Here is a 19719-nt window from a genome sequence, read left to right as displayed (position 1 = left end):
TTAGGAGAGATTTATATGTCGATTACAGTGAAAGTATTAAATGCCAAAAAAGTTCTTAATAGTTATAAGTTAGAGCAAGGTAGTAAAATCATTCTTCAAGGAAAAGATAAAGTAAATTATCAGCTTATTGATGATGCCACAGGTTTTGCACCACAGAATATTATCGCTAAGCGTGTTGGTAGTAAATTAGAGATTCTATTAGATGATGGTGATACATCTTCTGATATTGTGATTGAAAACTATTATGGCGCTAAAGATCCTGAACAGGTAACTAACTTAATTGTGGGTAAAGCGGAAAATGGTCTAATTTACGCTTATGTGCCTGAGTCAGGTGAGAAAAATGATGCGGTCAGCCTTCTTGTAGATAATGAGGCCGCGCCACAAGCACTTGGTGGAGAAGAGATCAGCCCTTATTGGGCGTTTAACCCTTGGTGGTTGTTAGCGCTTGTGCCTTTAGCTGGTATTGCTATTGCTGCGGGAAATCACGATGGTAGTGGAAGTTCTTCTTCAACAGACACCACCGCACCAAGCCAACCAACGGTAAGCGTGCCAGAAGCGACAGATGGCGTGAATGCCAATGAAGCCCAAGACGGTGTTGAAGTAAAAGTAACCCTTCCAGAGGGGGCTAAAGAAGGTGATGAAATCACTGTGACAGTGACCAAACCAGATGGCACAACAGAAGACATCACACACAAAGTTACCCCAGAAGAAGTGGGACAAACAGAGATTCCTGTCACCATTCCTAAAACCAGCCTTCCAACAGATGGCGGTTATGATGTGGCAGTGAAAGTGACAGACAAAGCGGGGAACGAAAGCCCAGCGAGTGAGCCGACACACTTTGATTTAGATACCACCGCACCAAGCCAACCAGCGGTAAGCGTGCCAGAAGCGACAGATGGCGTGAATGCCGATGAAGCCGAAGACGGTGTTGAAGTAAAAGTAACCCTTCCAGAGGGCGCTAAAGAAGGTGATGAAATCACTGTGACAGTGACTAAACCAGATGGCACAACAGAAGACATCACACACAAAGTTACCCCAGAAGAAGTGGGACAAACAGAGATTCCTGTCACCATTCCAAAAGCTAGCCTCCCAACAGATGGCGGTTATGACGTGGCAGTGAAAGTGACAGACAAAGCGGGGAATGAAAGCCCAGCGAGTGAGCCGACACACTTTGATTTAGATACCACCGCACCAAGCCAACCAACGGTAAGCGTGCCGGAAGCGACAGATGGCGTGAATGCCAATGAAGCCGAAGATGGTGTTGAAGTAAAAGTAACCCTTCCAGAGGGCGCTAAAGAAGGTGATGAAATCACTGTGACAGTGACTAAGCCAGATGGCACAACAGAAGACATCACACACAAAGTTACCCCAGAAGAAGTGGGACAAACAGAGATTCCTGTCACCATTCCAAAAGCTAGCCTCCCAACAGATGGCGGTTATGATGTGGCAGTGAAAGTGACAGACAAAGCGGGGAATGAAAGCCCAGCGAGTGAGCCGACACACTTTGATTTAGATACCACCGCACCAAGCCAACCAACGGTAAGCGTGCCAGAAGCGACAGATGGCGTGAATGCCGATGAAGCCCAAGACGGTGTTGAAGTAAAAGTAACCCTTCCAGAGGGCGCTAAAGAAGGTGATGAAATCACTGTGACAGTAACCAAACCAGATGGCACAACAGAAGACATCACACACAAAGTTACCCCAGAAGAAGTGGGACAAACAGAGATTCCTGTCACCATTCCAAAAGCTAGCCTCCCAACAGATGGCGGTTATGATGTGGCAGTGAAAGTGACAGACAAAGCGGGGAATGAAAGCCCAGCGAGTGAGCCGACACACTTTGATTTAGACACCACCGCACCAAGCCAACCAACGGTAAGCGTGCCAGAAGCGACAGATGGCGTGAATGCCAATGAAGCCCAAGACGGTGTTGAAGTAAAAGTAACCCTTCCAGAGGGGGCTAAAGAAGGTGATGAAATCACTGTGACAGTGACTAAGCCAGATGGCACAACAGAAGACATCACACACAAAGTTACCCCAGAAGAAGTGGGACAAACAGAGATTCCTGTCACCATTCCAAAAGCTAGCCTCCCAACAGATGGCGGTTATGATGTGGCAGTGAAAGTGACAGACAAAGCGGGGAATGAAAGCCCAGCGAGTGAGCCGACACACTTTGATTTAGACACCACCGCACCAAGCCAACCAACGGTAAGCGTGCCGGAAGCGACAGATGGTGTGAATGCCAATGAAGCCCAAGACGGTGTTGAAGTAAAAGTAACCCTTCCAGAGGGGGCTAAAGAAGGTGATGAAATCACTGTGACAGTGACTAAGCCAGATGGCACAACAGAAGACATCACACACAAAGTTACCCCAGAAGAAGTGGGACAAACAGAGATTCCTGTCACCATTCCAAAAGCTAGCCTCCCAACAGATGGCGGTTATGATGTGGCAGTGAAAGTGACAGACAAAGCGGGGAATGAAAGCCCAGCGAGTGAGCCGACACACTTTGATTTAGACACCACCGCACCAAGCCAACCAACGGTAAGCGTGCCGGAAGCGACAGATGGTGTGAATGCCGATGAAGCCCAAGACGGTGTTGAAGTAAAAGTAACCCTTCCAGAGGGGGCTAAAGAAGGTGATGAAATCACTGTGACAGTGACCAAACCAGATGGCACAACAGAAGACATCACACACAAAGTTACCCCAGAAGAAGTGGGGCAAACAGAGATTCCTGTCACCATTCCTAAAACCAGCCTTCCAACAGATGGCGGTTATGATGTGGCAGTGAAAGTGACAGACAAAGCGGGGAATGAAAGCCCAGCGAGTGAGCCGACACACTTTGATTTAGATACCACCGCACCAAGCCAACCAACGGTAAGCGTGCCGGAAGCGACAGATGGCGTGAATGCCAATGAAGCCCAAGACGGTGTTGAAGTAAAAGTAACCCTTCCAGAGGGCGCTAAAGAAGGTGATGAAATCACTGTAACAGTGACCAAGCCAGATGGCACAACAGAAGACATCACACACAAAGTTACCCCAGAAGAAGTGGGACAAACAGAGATTCCTGTTACCATTCCAAAAGCTAGCCTTCCAACAGATGGCGGTTATGATGTGGCAGTGAAAGTGACAGACAAAGCGGGGAATGAAAGCCCAGCGAGTGAGCCGACACACTTTGATTTAGACACCACCGCACCAAGCCAACCAACGGTAAGCGTGCCAGAAGCGACAGATGGCGTGAATGCCGATGAAGCCCAAGACGGTGTTGAAGTAAAAGTAACCCTTCCAGAGGGCGCTAAAGAAGGTGATGAAATCACTGTAACAGTGACCAAGCCAGATGGCACAACAGAAGACATCACACACAAAGTTACCCCAGAAGAAGTGGGACAAACAGAGATTCCTGTTACCATTCCAAAAGCTAGCCTTCCAACAGATGGCGGTTATGATGTGGCAGTGAAAGTGACAGACAAAGCGGGGAATGAAAGCCCAGCGAGTGAGCCGACACACTTTGATTTAGACACCACCGCACCAAGCCAACCAACGGTAAGCGTGCCAGAAGCGACAGATGGCGTGAATGCCGATGAAGCCCAAGACGGTGTTGAAGTAAAAGTAACCCTTCCAGAGGGGGCTAAAGAAGGTGATGAAATCACTGTGACAGTGACTAAGCCAGATGGCACAACAGAAGACATCACACACAAAGTTACCCCAGAAGAAGTGGGACAAACAGAGATTCCTGTCACCATTCCAAAAGCTAGCCTCCCAACAGATGGCGGTTATGATGTGGCAGTGAAAGTGACAGACAAAGCGGGGAATGAAAGCCCAGCGAGTGAGCCGACACACTTTGATTTAGATACCACCGCACCAAGCCAACCAACGGTAAGCGTGCCAGAAGCGACAGATGGCGTGAATGCCGATGAAGCCCAAGACGGTGTTGAAGTAAAAGTAACCCTTCCAGAGGGCGCTAAAGAAGGTGATGAAATCACTGTGACAGTAACCAAACCAGATGGCACAACAGAAGACATCACACACAAAGTTACCCCAGAAGAAGTGGGACAAACAGAGATTCCTGTCACCATTCCAAAAGCTAGCCTCCCAACAGATGGCGGTTATGATGTGGCAGTGAAAGTGACAGACAAAGCGGGGAATGAAAGCCCAGCGAGTGAGCCGACACACTTTGATTTAGACACCACCGCACCAAGCCAACCAACGGTAAGCGTGCCAGAAGCGACAGATGGCGTGAATGCCAATGAAGCCCAAGACGGTGTTGAAGTAAAAGTAACCCTTCCAGAGGGGGCTAAAGAAGGTGATGAAATCACTGTGACAGTGACTAAGCCAGATGGCACAACAGAAGACATCACACACAAAGTTACCCCAGAAGAAGTGGGACAAACAGAGATTCCTGTCACCATTCCAAAAGCTAGCCTCCCAACAGATGGCGGTTATGATGTGGCAGTGAAAGTGACAGACAAAGCGGGGAATGAAAGCCCAGCGAGTGAGCCGACACACTTTGATTTAGACACCACCGCACCAAGCCAACCAACGGTAAGCGTGCCGGAAGCGACAGATGGTGTGAATGCCAATGAAGCCCAAGACGGTGTTGAAGTAAAAGTAACCCTTCCAGAGGGCGCTAAAGAAGGTGATGAAATCACTGTGACAGTGACCAAACCAGATGGCACAACAGAAGACATCACACACAAAGTTACCCCAGAAGAAGTGGGGCAAACAGAGATTCCTGTCACCATTCCTAAAACCAGCCTTCCAACAGATGGCGGTTATGATGTGGCAGTGAAAGTGACAGACAAAGCGGGGAATGAAAGCCCAGCGAGTGAGCCGACACACTTTGATCTTGATACAACTGCACCAGCAGCACCGACGTTATCTCTTGAAAAAGACAGCGGAGCGAGTAACTCAGACAACATTACGAATGATGGAACAGTCATTGTAAGTAATGTTGAAGATGGTGCGGTAGTGAAATACAGCACCGATGGTGGTAAGACTTGGAAAGATGTAACAAATGGTCAGTTTGAGTTACCAGAAGGTGTTTATACTGAAGGTCAAGTCCAAGTGAAACAAGTGGACGGAGCAGGTAATGAATCAGCGGTTGCGAAATTGCCAGCGACGACGGTAGATACAACTGTACCTAAAGCACCAACGCTAGCGTTAGCGAATGATACAGGTAGTGATACGGCAGACAACATCACAAAAGATGGAACCGTGATCGTTTCAGGTGTTGAATCAGATGCGAAAGTAGAATACAGCACAGATGGTGGTAAGACTTGGAATGAAGTTACAGAGGGTAAATTTGTTTTACCGGAAGGCTCGTATGAGTCTGGAAAAGTGCAAGTACGCCAAACTGATGCAGCGGGTAACGTCTCTGAGGTAGGCAAATTATCGGCAACAACAGTGGATAGTACTGCACCAGCAGCGCCGGCATTATCCCTTGAAAAAGACAGCGGAGCGAGTAACTCAGACAACATTACGAATGATGGAACAGTCATTGTAAGTAATGTTGAAGATGGTGCGGTAGTGAAATACAGCACCGATGGTGGTAAGACTTGGAAAGATGTAACAAATGGTCAGTTTGAGTTACCAGAAGGTGTTTATACTGAAGGTCAAGTCCAAGTGAAACAAGTGGACGGAGCAGGTAATGAATCAGCGGTTGCGAAATTACCAGCGACGACGGTAGATACAACTGTACCTAAAGCACCAACGCTAGCGTTAGCGAATGATACAGGTAGTGATACGGCAGACAACATCACAAAAGATGGAACCGTGATCGTTTCAGGTGTTGAATCAGATACGAAAGTAGAATACAGCACAGATGGTGGTAAGACTTGGAATGATGTAACAGAGGGTAAATTTGTTTTACCGGAAGGCTCGTATGAGGCTGGAAAAGTGCAAGTACGCCAAACTGATGCGGCGGGTAATGTCTCTGAGGTAGGCAAATTATCGGCAACAACGGTGGATAGTACTGCACCAGCAGCACCGACGTTATCCCTTGAAAAAGACAGCGGAGCGAGTAACTCAGACAACATTACGAATGATGGAACAGTCGTTGTAAGTAATGTTGAAGATGGTGCGGTAGTGAAATACAGCACCGATGGTGGTAAGACTTGGAAAGATGTAACAAATGGTCAGTTTGAGTTACCAGAAGGTGTTTATACTGAAGGTCAAGTCCAAGTGAAACAAGTGGACGGAGCAGGTAATGAATCAGCGGTTGCGAAATTACCAGCGACGACGGTAGATACAACTGTACCTAAAGCACCAACGCTAGCGTTAGCGAATGATACAGGTAGTGATACGGCAGACAACATCACAAAAGATGGAACCGTGATCGTTTCAGGTGTTGAATCAGATACGAAAGTAGAATACAGCACAGATGGTGGTAAGACTTGGAATGATGTAACAGAGGGTAAATTTGTTTTACCGGAAGGCTCGTATGAGGCTGGAAAAGTGCAAGTACGCCAAACTGATGCGGCGGGTAATGTCTCTGAGGTAGGCAAATTATCGGCAACAACGGTGGATAGTACTGCACCAGCAGCACCGACGTTATCCCTTGAAAAAGACAGCGGAGCGAGTAACTCAGACAACATTACGAATGATGGAACAGTCGTTGTAAGTAATGTTGAAGATGGTGCGGTAGTGAAATACAGCACCGATGGTGGTAAGACTTGGAAAGATGTAACAAATGGTCAGTTTGATTTACCAGAAGGTGTCTATACTGAAGGTCAAGTTCAAGTGAAACAAGTGGACGGAGCAGGTAATGAATCAGCGGTTGCGAAATTACCAGCGACGACGGTAGATACAACTGTACCAGCAGCACCGAAAGCAACTTTAGATGATACTGGAGCAAATGCGAAAGACGGCATTACTAGCGACAATACGGTTGCAGTGAGTGGCATTGAGCCGAATGCGAGCTGGGAATACAGTGTTGACGGCGGTCAAAACTGGATAGAAGGCACAGGCACAGAATTCTCGTTAGAAAACGACCGCACTTATCCAAAAGGGGATATTCAAGTCCGTCAAACAGATAAAGCAGGTAATGTATCGGATGTTACAGAAGTAAATCCAGATAAAGCGATCACCGTAGATACGACAGTACCAGGCGATAGCAATAAAGATGGTGTAGCCGATGATAAAGATACGAATGCAGGCGCACCAATGGTAGCTATCCAAGATGGAGCGGGTAACCCAGATGAGATCAATAAGGAAGACCTAGATAACGGCAACGCCAAAGCGAAGATTACCTTCCCAGCGGATGCGGGTTACCAAGAGGGTGATACATTAGTGGTGACGAAGCCGGATGGCTCTAAAGAAAGCATAACCTTAACGTCAGATAATATTGTGAATGGTGTAGAGGTGACCTTTAAGCCACAACCAGGTGTAGAGAATGTAGTGAAAGCACAGGTGACAGATGCGGCGGGTAATAAGTCAGCGGAAGGTTCAGACAGCGCGTTAGGTAACTTTAGCGATGCACCGACATTTACGATTACAGATAGCATCACGAAATCTCCAGATGTAGCGAATGCAAAAGATGGGGATATCACGTTCACAATTAAAGCAAGTGAAGCTGTGGATGGTTTTGAGCAGTCAGATGTAAAAGTAACAAATGGTACAGTGAAGTCTTTTGTGGCTGGAGCTGATAACACCTATACCGTGGTTGTGACACCGAATGATAACTTAAACCCAGCGGATGTCGTATTAAGCATTGATGCGGGTGCAGCGACGAGTGTAGCAACCAATGCGGCAACTGCAGCAGCAAGCCATACCCAATCGGTGGATAATAAAGCACCAAATGCACCGACAGCAACTTTAGATGATACTGGAGCAAATGCGACAGATGGCATTACGAGCGACAACACCGTTGCAGTGAGTGGCATTGAGCCGAATGCGAGCTGGGAATACAGTGTTGACGGTGGTAAAAACTGGACAGAAGGCACAGGCACAGAATTCTCGTTAGAAAACGACCGCACTTATCCAAAAGGGGATATTCAAGTCCGTCAAACAGATAAAGCAGGTAACGTATCGGATGTTACAACAGTAAATCCAGATAAAGCGATCACGATAGATGATGTGAAGCCACAGGCACCAAGCATCACCATTCCAGAAGCAACAGATGGCGTGAATGCCCAAGAAGTGGCAGATGGTGTACAGGTTGAAGTAACCTTACCAGAGGGAGCGAAAGCGGGTGATGTGATTGTATTAAAGGTAGCACATCTGGATGGTAGTTCCTCAGAGGTATTATATCCTGTTGAAACAGCAGTGAAAGCGGGTGAATCAGTAACGGTAACAATAGATAAAGAGAAGTTATCGAAAGACGGTAGTTACACGGTTAAAGCACAAGTCATTGATGCGGCGGGTAATGAAAGCCCATTGAGTAATGTTGAGACGTTTAATTTAGATGCAACAGTACCGGGAGATAGCAATAAAGATGGTGTAGCCGATGATAAAGATACGAATGCAGGTGCACCAATGGTAGCTATCCAAGATGGAGCGGGTAACCCAGATGAGATCAACAAGGAAGACCTAGATAACGGTAACGCCAAAGCGAAGATTACCTTCCCAGCGGATGCGGGTTATGACGAGGGTGATGTACTAATCGTGACCAAGCCAGATGGCACCGTAGAGCGTATAGACCTTACAGAAGAAAACCTTGTGAATGGTGTAGAGGTGACCTTTAAGCCACAACCAGGTGTAGAGAATGTAGTGAAAGCACAGGTGACAGATGCGGCGGGTAATAAGTCAGCGGAAGGTTCAGACAGCGCGTTAGGTAACTTTAGCGATGCACCGACATTTACGATTACAGATAGCATCACGAAATCTCCAGATGTAGCGAATGCAAAAGATGGGGATATCACCTTCACAATTAAAGCAAGTGAAGCTGTGGATGGTTTTGAGCAGTCAGATGTAAAAGTAACAAATGGTACAGTGAAGTCTTTTGTGGCTGGAGCTGATAACACCTATACCGTGGTTGTGACACCGAATGATAACTTAAACCCAGCGGATGTCGTATTAAGCATTGATGCGGGTGCAGCGACGAGTGTAGCAACCAATGCGGCAACTGCAGCGGCAAGCCATACCCAATCGGTGGATAATAAAGCACCAAATGCACCGACAGCAACTTTAGATGATACCGGAGCAAATACGACAGATGGCATTACGAGCGACAACACCGTCGCGGTGAGTGGCATTGAGCCAGATGCAAGCTGGGAATACAGTGTTGACGGCGGTCAAAACTGGACAGAAGGCACAGGCACAGAATTCTCGTTAGAAAACGACCGCACTTATCCAAAAGGGGATATTCAAGTCCGTCAAACAGATAAAGCAGGTAACGTATCGGATGTTACAACAGTAAATCCGGATAAAGCGATCACCGTAGATACGACAGTACCGGGCGATAGCAATAAAGATGGTGTAGCCGATGATAAAGATACGAATGCAGGCGCACCAGTGGTAACTATCCAAGATGAAGCGGGTAACCCAGATGAGATCAACAAGGAAGACCTAGATAACGGCAACGCCAAAGCGAAGATTACCTTCCCAGCGGATGCGGGTTACCAAAAAGGTGATACATTAGTGGTGACGAAGCCGGATGGCTCTACAGAAGACATAACCTTAACGTCAGATAACATTGCAAATGGTGTGGACATCAGCTTTACGCCACAACCGGGTGTAGAGAATGTAGTGAAAGCACAGGTGACAGATGCGGCGGGTAATAAGTCAGCGGAAGGTTCAGATAGTGCGTTAGGTAACTTTAGCGATGCACCGACATTTACGATTACAGATAGCATCACGAAATCTCCAGATGTAGCGAATGCAAAAGATGGGGATATCACGTTCACAATTAAAGCAAGTGAAGCCGTGAATGATTTTGAGCAGTCAGATGTAAAAGTAACAAATGGTACAGTGAAGTCTTTTGTGGCTGGAGCTGATAACACCTATACCGTGGTTGTGACACCGAATGATAACTTAAACCCAGCGGATGTCGTATTAAGCATTGATGCGGGTGCAGCGACGAGTGTAGCAACCAATGCGGCAACTGCAGCGGCAAGCCATACCCAATCGGTGGATAACCAAGCACCAGCAGCACCAAGCATCACCATTCCAGAAGCAACAGATGGCGTGAATGCCCAAGAAGTGGCAGATGGTGTACAGGTTGAAGTAACCTTACCAGAGGGAGCGAAAGCGGGTGATGTGATTGTATTAAAGGTAGCACATCTGGATGGTAGTTCCTCAGAGGTATTATATCCTGTTGAAACAGCAGTGAAAGCGGGTGAATCAGTAACGGTAACAATAGATAAAGAGAAGTTATCGAAAGACGGTAGTTACACGGTTAAAGCACAAGTCATTGATGCGGCGGGTAATGAAAGCCCATTGAGTAATGTTGAGACGTTTAATTTAGATGCAACAGTACCGGGAGATAGCAATAAAGATGGTGTAGCCGATGATAAAGATACGAATGCAGGCGCACCAGTGGTAACTATCCAAGATGGGGCGGGTAACCCAGATGAGATCAACAAGGAAGACCTAGATAACGGTAACGCCAAAGCGAAGATTACCTTCCCAGCGGATGCGGGTTATGACGAGGGTGATATACTAATCGTGACCAAGCCAGATGGCACCGTAGAGCGTATAGACCTTACAGAAGAAAACCTTGTGAATGGTGTAGAGGTAACCTTTAAGCCACAACCGGGTGTAGAGAATGTAGTGAAAGCACAGGTGACAGACGCGGCGGGTAATAAGTCAGCGGAAGGTTCAGACAGCGCGTTAGGTAACTTTAGCGATGCACCGACATTTACGATTACAGATAGCATCACGAAATCTCCAGATGTAGCGAATGCAAAAGATGGGGATATCACATTCACAATTAAAGCAAGTGAAGCCGTGGATGGTTTTGAGCAGTCAGATGTAAAAGTAACAAATGGTACAGTGAAGTCTTTTGTGGCTGGAGCTGATAACACCTATACCGTGGTTGTGACACCGAATGATAACTTAAACCCAGCGGATGTCGTATTAAGCATTGATGCGGGTGCAGCGACGAGTGTAGCAACCAATGCGGCAACTGCAGCGGCAAGCCATACCCAATCGGTGGATAATAAAGCACCAAATGCACCGACAGCAACTTTAGATGATACTGGAGCAAATGCGAAAGACGGCATTACTAGTGATAATACCGTTGCAGTGAGTGGCATTGAGCCGAATGCAAGCTGGGAATACAGTGTTGACGGTGGTAAAAACTGGACAGAAGGCACAGGCACAGAATTCTCGTTAGAAAACGACCGCACTTATCCAAAAGGGGATATTCAAGTCCGTCAAACAGATAAAGCAGGTAACGTATCGGATATTACAACAGTAAATCCAGATAAAGCGATCACCGTAGATACGACAGTACCGGGCGATAGCAATAAAGATGGTGTAGCCGATGATAAAGACACGAATGCAGGCGCACCAGTGGTAACTATCCAAGATGGGGCGGGTAACCCAGATGAGATCAACAAGGAAGACCTAGATAACGGTAACGCCAAAGCGAAGATTACCTTCCCAGCGGATGCGGGTTATGACGAGGGTGATATACTAATCGTGACCAAGCCAGATGGCACCGTAGAGCGTATAGACCTTACAGAAGAAAACCTTGTGAATGGTGTAGAGGTGACCTTTAAGCCACAACCAGGTGTAGAGAATGTAGTGAAAGCACAGGTGACAGATGCGGCGGGTAATAAGTCAGCGGAAGGTTCAGACAGCGCGTTAGGTAACTTTAGCGATGCACCGACATTTACGATTACAGATAGCATCACGAAATCTCCAGATGTAGCGAATGCAAAAGATGGGGATATCACGTTCACAATTAAAGCAAGTGAAGCCGTGAATGATTTTGAGCAGTCAGATGTAAAAGTAACAAATGGTACAGTGAAGTCTTTTGTGGCTGGAGCTGATAACACCTATACCGTGGTTGTGACACCGAATGATAACTTAGACCCAGCGGATGTCGTATTAAGCATTGATGCGGGTGCAGCGACGAGTGTAGCAACCAATGCGGCAACTGCAGCGGCAAGCCATACCCAATCGGTGGATAATAAAGCACCAAATGCACCGACAGCAACTTTAGATGATACCGGAGCAAATGCGACAGATGGCATTACGAGCGACAACACCGTTGCAGTGAGTGGCATTGAGCCAGATGCGAGCTGGGAATACAGTGTTGACGGTGGTAAAAACTGGACAGAAGGCACAGGCACAGAATTCTCGTTAGAAAACGACCGCACTTATCCAAAAGGGGATATTCAAGTCCGTCAAACAGATAAAGCAGGTAACGTATCGGATATTACAACAGTAAATCCAGATAAAGCGATCACCGTAGATACGACAGTACCGGGCGATAGCAATAAAGATGGTGTAGCCGATGATAAAGACACGAATGCAGGTGCACCAGTGGTAACTATCCAAGATGGGGCGGGTAAGCCAGATGAGATCAACAAGGAAGACCTAGATAACGGCAACGCCAAAGCGAAGATTACCTTCCCAGCGGATGCGGGTTACCAAGAGGGTGATACATTAGTGGTGACGAAGCCGGATGGCTCTAAAGAAAGCATAACCTTAACGTCAGATAATATTGTGAATGGTGTAGAGGTGACCTTTAAGCCACAACCAGGTGTAGAGAATGTAGTGAAAGCACAGGTGACAGATGCGGCGGGTAATAAGTCAGCGGAAGGTTCAGACAGCGCGTTAGGTAACTTTAGCGATGCACCGACATTTACGATTACAGATAGCATCACGAAATCTCCAGATGTAGCGAATGCAAAAGATGGGGATATCACGTTCACAATTAAAGCAAGTGAAGCTGTGGATGGTTTTGAGCAGTCAGATGTAAAAGTAACAAATGGTACAGTGAAGTCTTTTGTGGCTGGAGCTGATAACACCTATACCGTGGTTGTGACACCGAATGATAACTTAAACCCAGCGGATGTCGTATTAAGCATTGATGCGGGTGCAGCGACGAGTGTAGCAACCAATGCGGCAACTGCAGTGGCAAGCCATACCCAATCGGTGGATAATAAAGCACCAAATGCACCGACAGCAACTTTAGATGATACTGGAGCAAATGCGAAAGACGGCATTACTAGCGACAATACGGTTGCAGTGAGTGGTATTGAGCCGAATGCGAGCTGGGAATACAGTGTTGACGGCGGTCAAAACTGGACAGAAGGCACAGGCACAGAATTCTCGTTAGAAAACGACCGCACTTATCCAGCAGGGGCCATTCAAGTCCGTCAAACAGATAAAGCAGGTAATGTATCGGATGTTACAACAGTAAATCCAGATAAAGCGATCACGATAGATGATGTGAAGCCACAGGCACCAAGCATCACCATTCCAGAAGCAACAGATGGCGTGAATGCCCAAGAAGCGGCAGATGGCGTACAGGTTGAAGTGACCTTACCAGATGGCGCGAAAGCGGGTGATGTGATTACCTTAACGGTGAAAGATGCCGAGAATAATCCGCAGACGGTTACTTATACGTTACCGAATGATGTGAATGCCAATGATAAAGTAACGGTAACTATTCCAAAAGAGAAGTTACCGACAGATGGTGATTACAGTGTTAATGCGAAAGTAACAGATGTAGCGGGTAACAGCAGTGAACCAAGTAATGATGTATCGTTCAAGTTAGATGCGACAGTACCGGGCGATAGCAATAAAGATGGCACAGCGGATGTGAACGATGAGAACGCGGGTGCGCCGGTGGTTGCTATCCAAGATGAAGCGGGTAACGCGAATGAAATCAACAAGGAAGACCTAGATAACGGCAATGCCAAAGCGAAGATTACCTTCCCAGCGGATGCGGGTTACCAAGAGGGTGATACATTAGTGGTGACGAAGCCGGATGGCTCTAAAGAAAGCATAACCTTAACGTCAGATAATATTGTGAATGGTGTAGAGGTGACCTTTAAGCCACAACCAAGTGTAGAGAATGTAGTGAAAGCACAGGTGACAGATGCGGCGGGTAATAAGTCAGCAGAAGGTTCAGACAGCACGTTAGGTAACTTTAGTGATAGCCCAACCTTTACGATTACGGACAGCATTACGAAGACCCCAGATGTGGCGAACATTGAAGATGGTAACATCACTTTCACGGTGAAGGCGAGTGAAGCAGTTGAGGGCTTAGAAGAGAGTGACTTTGCGGTTGAAAACGGCACTATCGTAAGCTTTAGCGGCAGTGGCACGGATTACACCTTAGTAGTGAAACCGAATGAAGGGTTGAACTCTAGAGATGTGAAAGTGTCCTTACCGGCGGGTGCGGCACAAAGTGTAGCAACACACGCAGACAGTGCATCGGCTGAGCGTACACAAGAAGTGGATAACGTGAAACCAGTAGCACCGACAGCAACTTTAGATGACACAGGCGCAGATGCGACAGATGGCATTACGAGCGACAACACCGTTGCGGTGAGTGGCATTGAGCCAGATGCGAGCTGGGAATACAGTGTTGACGGCGGTCAAAACTGGACACAAGGCACAGGCACAGAATTCTCGTTAGAAAACAACCGCACTTATCCAAAAGGGGATATTCAAGTCCGTCAAACAGATAAAGCAGGTAACGTATCGGATGTTACAACGGTAAATCCAGATAAAGCGATCACGATAGATGATGTGAAGCCACAGGCACCAAGCATTGCGATTCCAGAGAATGCAGATGGCGGTGTAAATGCAAAAGAAGCGGCAGATGGTGTACAGGTTGAAGTGACTTTACCAGATGGCGCGAAAGCAGGTGATGTGATTACCTTAACGGTGAAAGATGCCGAGAATAATCCGCAGACGGTTACTTATACGTTACCGAATGATGTGAATGCCAAGGATAAAGTAACGGTAACGATTGAGAAAGATGATCTACCGAAAGATGGCACTTACACCGTTGATGCGAAAGTGACAGATAAAGCGGGTAACGAAGGACCAGCGAGTGCGCCAGCATCCTTTGACTTAGATACAACAGCACCAAATGATACTACAACTCAAATTACGAATATTACTGTAGCAGGTGATAATGAAGTTGATGGTACAGAAGCACATCAAGCGACGGTGACAGTATCAGGTCAAGTAACCGGCGAGTTTAAAGTTGGTGACAAAGTGGTTATTACTGTTGATGGAAAAACGCACGAAGGAAAAATTAGCGATGCTGACGGTCACTTTAGTGTTAAAGTGCCATCATCAGAAATTAAAGCGGATGCGGACAAACAAGTTGATGTAACAGTAACAGCAACAGATGCAGCGGATAATCAAGGTGAAGTAAGTGCTTCACAATCTTACAGCGTGTTAGCTGTATCGAACCCAACGATTGCGATTACCGATGATAAAGCGGCAGAAGTCATTAATGGTCAAGAGGGCAATATCACCTTTACCTTAACACCAAGTGAAGCGGTAACAGGCTTGGCTAATGATGACCTAAGTGTGACGAATGGTGAGATTGTAGGGTCATTAAAAGATAACCAAGATGGCACTTACAGTGTTGTGGTGAAACCATCGGCAGGCTTGAATCCAGGTGATGTCACCTTAACGGTTAAAGCGGGCGCTGCGACCAGTGTAGCGACAGGTGCGGAAACCTTGGTTGCGAGTGGTTCACAAAAAGTGGATAACCAAGCACCAAATGCACCAACTGTTGCGCTTGAGAATGACACAGGAACGAACGCTACAGATAACATCACCAGCGATGGAACGGTTGTAGTAAGTGGTATTGAGGCTGGTGCGACGGTGAAATACAGCACCGATGGTGGTAAGACTTGGAAAGATGTAACAAATGGTCAGTTTGACTTACCAGAAGGTGTTTATACTGAAGATCAAGTTCAAGTGAAACAAGTGGATGGAGCAGGTAATGAATCAGCGGTTGCGAAATTGCCAGCGACGACGGTAGATACAACTGTACCTAAAGCACCAACGCTAGCGTTAGCGAATGATACAGGTAGTGATACGGCAGACAACATCACAAAAGATGGAACCGTGATCGTTTCAGGTGTTGAATCAGATACGAAAGTAGAATACAGCACAGATGGTGGTAAGACTTGGAATGATGTAACAGAGGGTAAATTTGTTTTACCGGAAGGCTCGTATGAGGCTGGAAAAGTGCAAGTACGCCAAACTGATGCAGCGGGTAATGTTTCTGAGGTAGGCAAATTATCGGCAACAACGGTAGATAGTACAGCACCAGCAACTCCGAAATTAACTCTTGAACAAGATACAGGATCATCTTCTAGTGATTACATTACTAGTGATGGCGTTGTAAATATTGGAGAGGTTGAGCCAGGTGCTAAGTTAGAGTACAGCTCGGATAATGGTCAGTCTTGGACGACAATTACAGATCCGCATTTCACACTTCCGGCGGGAACTTATGAAGCGGGAGCTGTTCAAGTGCGTCAAACCGATGCTGCAGGTAATGTCTCTGATAAAGGTTCTTTACCTAAGACTATTGTTGATAACAATATTAATGCTTCCATTACGAATATTAATGTTGCGGAAGATAATAATGTGTCATTAACTGAGGCAGCTATTAGCGTTACGGTAACAGGTAAAGTAACTGGAGAATTTTCAGTAGATGATGTTGTTACGGTATCCTTTGGTGGTTTAAGTTACACAGGAAAAATTATCAATACTGATGGTGATTTCAGTGTAACCGTACCGGGAGATGGATTGGCTGCGAATAATACTAAGTCGCTCACTGTTTCTGTTCACGCAACAGATAAAGCGGGCAATTCTGGTGATTTCAGTGCAACACAATCTTATACTGTTGAAGATGCATCAGTGGTTATTGAACCAGGTCAATCTGCAACCAACGATAATGAGGTGACAGAAGCAAGTGGCGTGAATAACAATATCCCAGGCGATCCAAATGCAGGTGGCAAATTAGTTGCAACTCAAGGTTCTGAGAGTGTGAATTTTGTTCCACAATCTTCTGTAACTGGTACTTACGGTACGTTCACATTAAATGCGGATGGTACTTGGAGTTATACCTTAGATAATAATCGTCCAGCAACACAGGCGCTGAATACGAATGATACTGTTCAAGACAAACTCACTGTAACAACAGTAAAAGGTGGCTCTTATGACATTGTTGTGAATGTTCAAGGTGCAGATGATAAAGCGGTTATCAGTGGTGATACGACAGGCGTCGCTAAAGATGGCTCAGGGGCGAGCAATACCATTGAAGCAATACCAGCAACAGGTAAACTTACTGTTACTGATGTGGATAATGCGGATACGTGGAATGCAGAAAATGGTAATGGTGCTAATGGTTATGGCTCATTTACGATTGATGCACAAGGCAACTGGTCATATACCGCAGATCAAAGCAATGCAAAAGTAAATCAATTAAAACAAGGTGAAACCTTGACAGATACTTTCACTGTCACAACTGCAGGTGGCGATCAACAAGTTGTAACGGTTACGATCCAAGGACAAAGTGCAACAGCAGTGCAACAAGTTGGCTTAGTGGATGACTTTACTGATGACTTTGGTAATGAAACAAATCCACATAATCCACAACAAGAGGCAAGTAATGTTGCAGACTTTTATCCAAATCGAGATGCAATGCCGTACGAGGGTGATGTATCTTCTGGTTCAGGTAATGCGGCGTTAAGCAAAGCAACAGGTTTAACTAATGATGCTACACCAACATTGACCTTTACGTTAGATCATCCGTTGGATAGCAATCAAACTATCGTGGTGAAACGCTATAAAGTGGGTAGTGAGCTATCAGGTGGACAAGAATACGATGAAACAGAGATCCCATTCTCTGAATTGAAAACCACGGATGGTCAAACTTATACCTTTACTGATAATTTAGCGGAAACCTATGGTCAAGATTACCGTTATAAAGTTGATGTGCTTGAGACTATTGATGGAGTACAAACTAATGTAGCTAACAAAGCGTTTAATTTCCGCTTAGATACCCTTGTGGAATCTATGGTTGTAGAGAAATTTAATAGTGATACAACTCAAATGGTATTAAAAGCAGCAGGTAATTCCGAAAAAGCGGCGACTATTACTTTTGAATATGTAACGGGTACAGGCGCAAAAGCAACGGGAACAGCCATTTATAATGAACAAGATGGAACATATACCTTTGATATGCCAAACTGGAATCGTTATACCAATGATGGTGTTAAATTAACAGTCGTTGATGCAGCTGGTAACGTTAATACGCAGAGGGTAATGGTAATTCGTAACTTATTTACGGAATTTAGTACTGAGTTAGGTCCGGATACGGATAATCACAGCTCATTTGATGATTGGGTCATGACCGCAAACCTTAATTGGAATGAACAAACTAAAAACGTTGCCACACACGCTGATGGCGGGCTTACTGCAAGTGAGGGTAATGATACATTAGTGATTGGTTTAGAACAATTTGGTGGATTTGGGGTTACTAACGGTTCAATTGGATACGCACCTGCTATTTTAGGAGATAAAACAGACCTTAAAGTAGATACTGGTGCTGGTGATGACCATATCCAAGTGCGTGGTGATACGCAAAGTTTTTATAACAAGCAGTTCACTATGGGTGAAGGCAATGATAAATTCTCAGTAGATAAAAATATCCTAGCTGGAGATTACACCATTGATATGGGTAATGGGCATAATATTGTTTCTATTGGCGGATATCAGGTTGCAGCGTCAACATTAGTTACCACTTTTGGTGATGGTAATGATGTAATGACGACAGGATCTAACTTAGATGGTAACACCACAATATCTTTCGGAAATGGTGATAACACCTTAAATGTGGGCGGGTATATCACAGGTACAACAAACATTTCATCAGGAAATGGTAATGATCGTATTGAAGTTGGTTCTAACATTGATGGAACGGCAACCATTTTCCTCGGTGATGGTAATAACTCTGTTTATACAAAAGGGTATATTAGAGGAACAACATCAATCACTGCGGGTGAAGGTGAAGATATGATTTTCACTAATGATTATATTGGTGGTAAAACATCAATCAATCTTGGAGCTGGTGATGATATTGTGTATGCAAATACCTATATTGATACAAGTGGAGAAATTAACCTTGGTGAAGGTAATGATGGTTTAGTTGCCAACAAGGACATCAATGGTACTCATATTATAATGGGGGCAGGTGATGACACTCTCCGCGTTGGTGAGGTTAAAGGAAGCACCATTCTTGATATGGGTGAAGGCAATGATACCGTTGATGTTGAAAAAGCCTTTGGTTTTGGATTAAATTCCCCAACTCTAAATCTAGGGTCTGGTGATGATATTGCAACCATTGGTGGAGATATTGCTAGTAACGCCAAGATCGATGGTGGTGAAGGCAATGATATTGTGAAAATTAACAGCTCAAATCAAACAGATGATATGTCTGCATTTGCGAATGTAGAAATATTAGATTTTAGTGGCGCAACAAATCATAAGCTAACATTATCACTATCTGATCTGACTTCAGATAACATTACCAAAGTCTATATTAAAGGTGGTAATGAGAATGTTACTATTGACTTTGGCGATAATAATGATACGAAGTATGATGCTGGTAACAATAATGTTCGCTATAAAGACAGTGGTGGGTTAATCCAGCAGAACTGGAACTTCTGGGAAAGAACTGGTGTAGAAAATGTCGATGGGCATCAATATGATGTTTATACCTATCGTTCTTCTACTGGCGAAACTAGCCCTGAACAAGTATTGATTGAATCAGGAATTAATATTATTTAATTC

Annotated in this window: 1 protein-coding gene; it reads left to right on the top strand. The window is 45.5% G+C overall.

Annotation, left to right across the window (positions count from 1 at the left end; translation table 11 throughout):
- Nucleotides 1-15 precede the first annotated feature (15 nt).
- Nucleotides 16-19716, top strand: a complete 19701-nt coding sequence (locus L4F92_RS07030) for an Ig-like domain-containing protein (protein WP_250363185.1) — start codon at nt 16-18, stop codon at nt 19714-19716.
- Nucleotides 19717-19719: the final 3 nt, after the last annotated feature.

The organism is Avibacterium sp. 21-595 (assembly GCF_023611905.1).
GTDB lineage: Bacteria > Pseudomonadota > Gammaproteobacteria > Enterobacterales > Pasteurellaceae > Avibacterium.
Note: the sequence above shows the minus strand (reverse complement) of the source record. Positions and strands in the feature narration are given on the sequence as shown.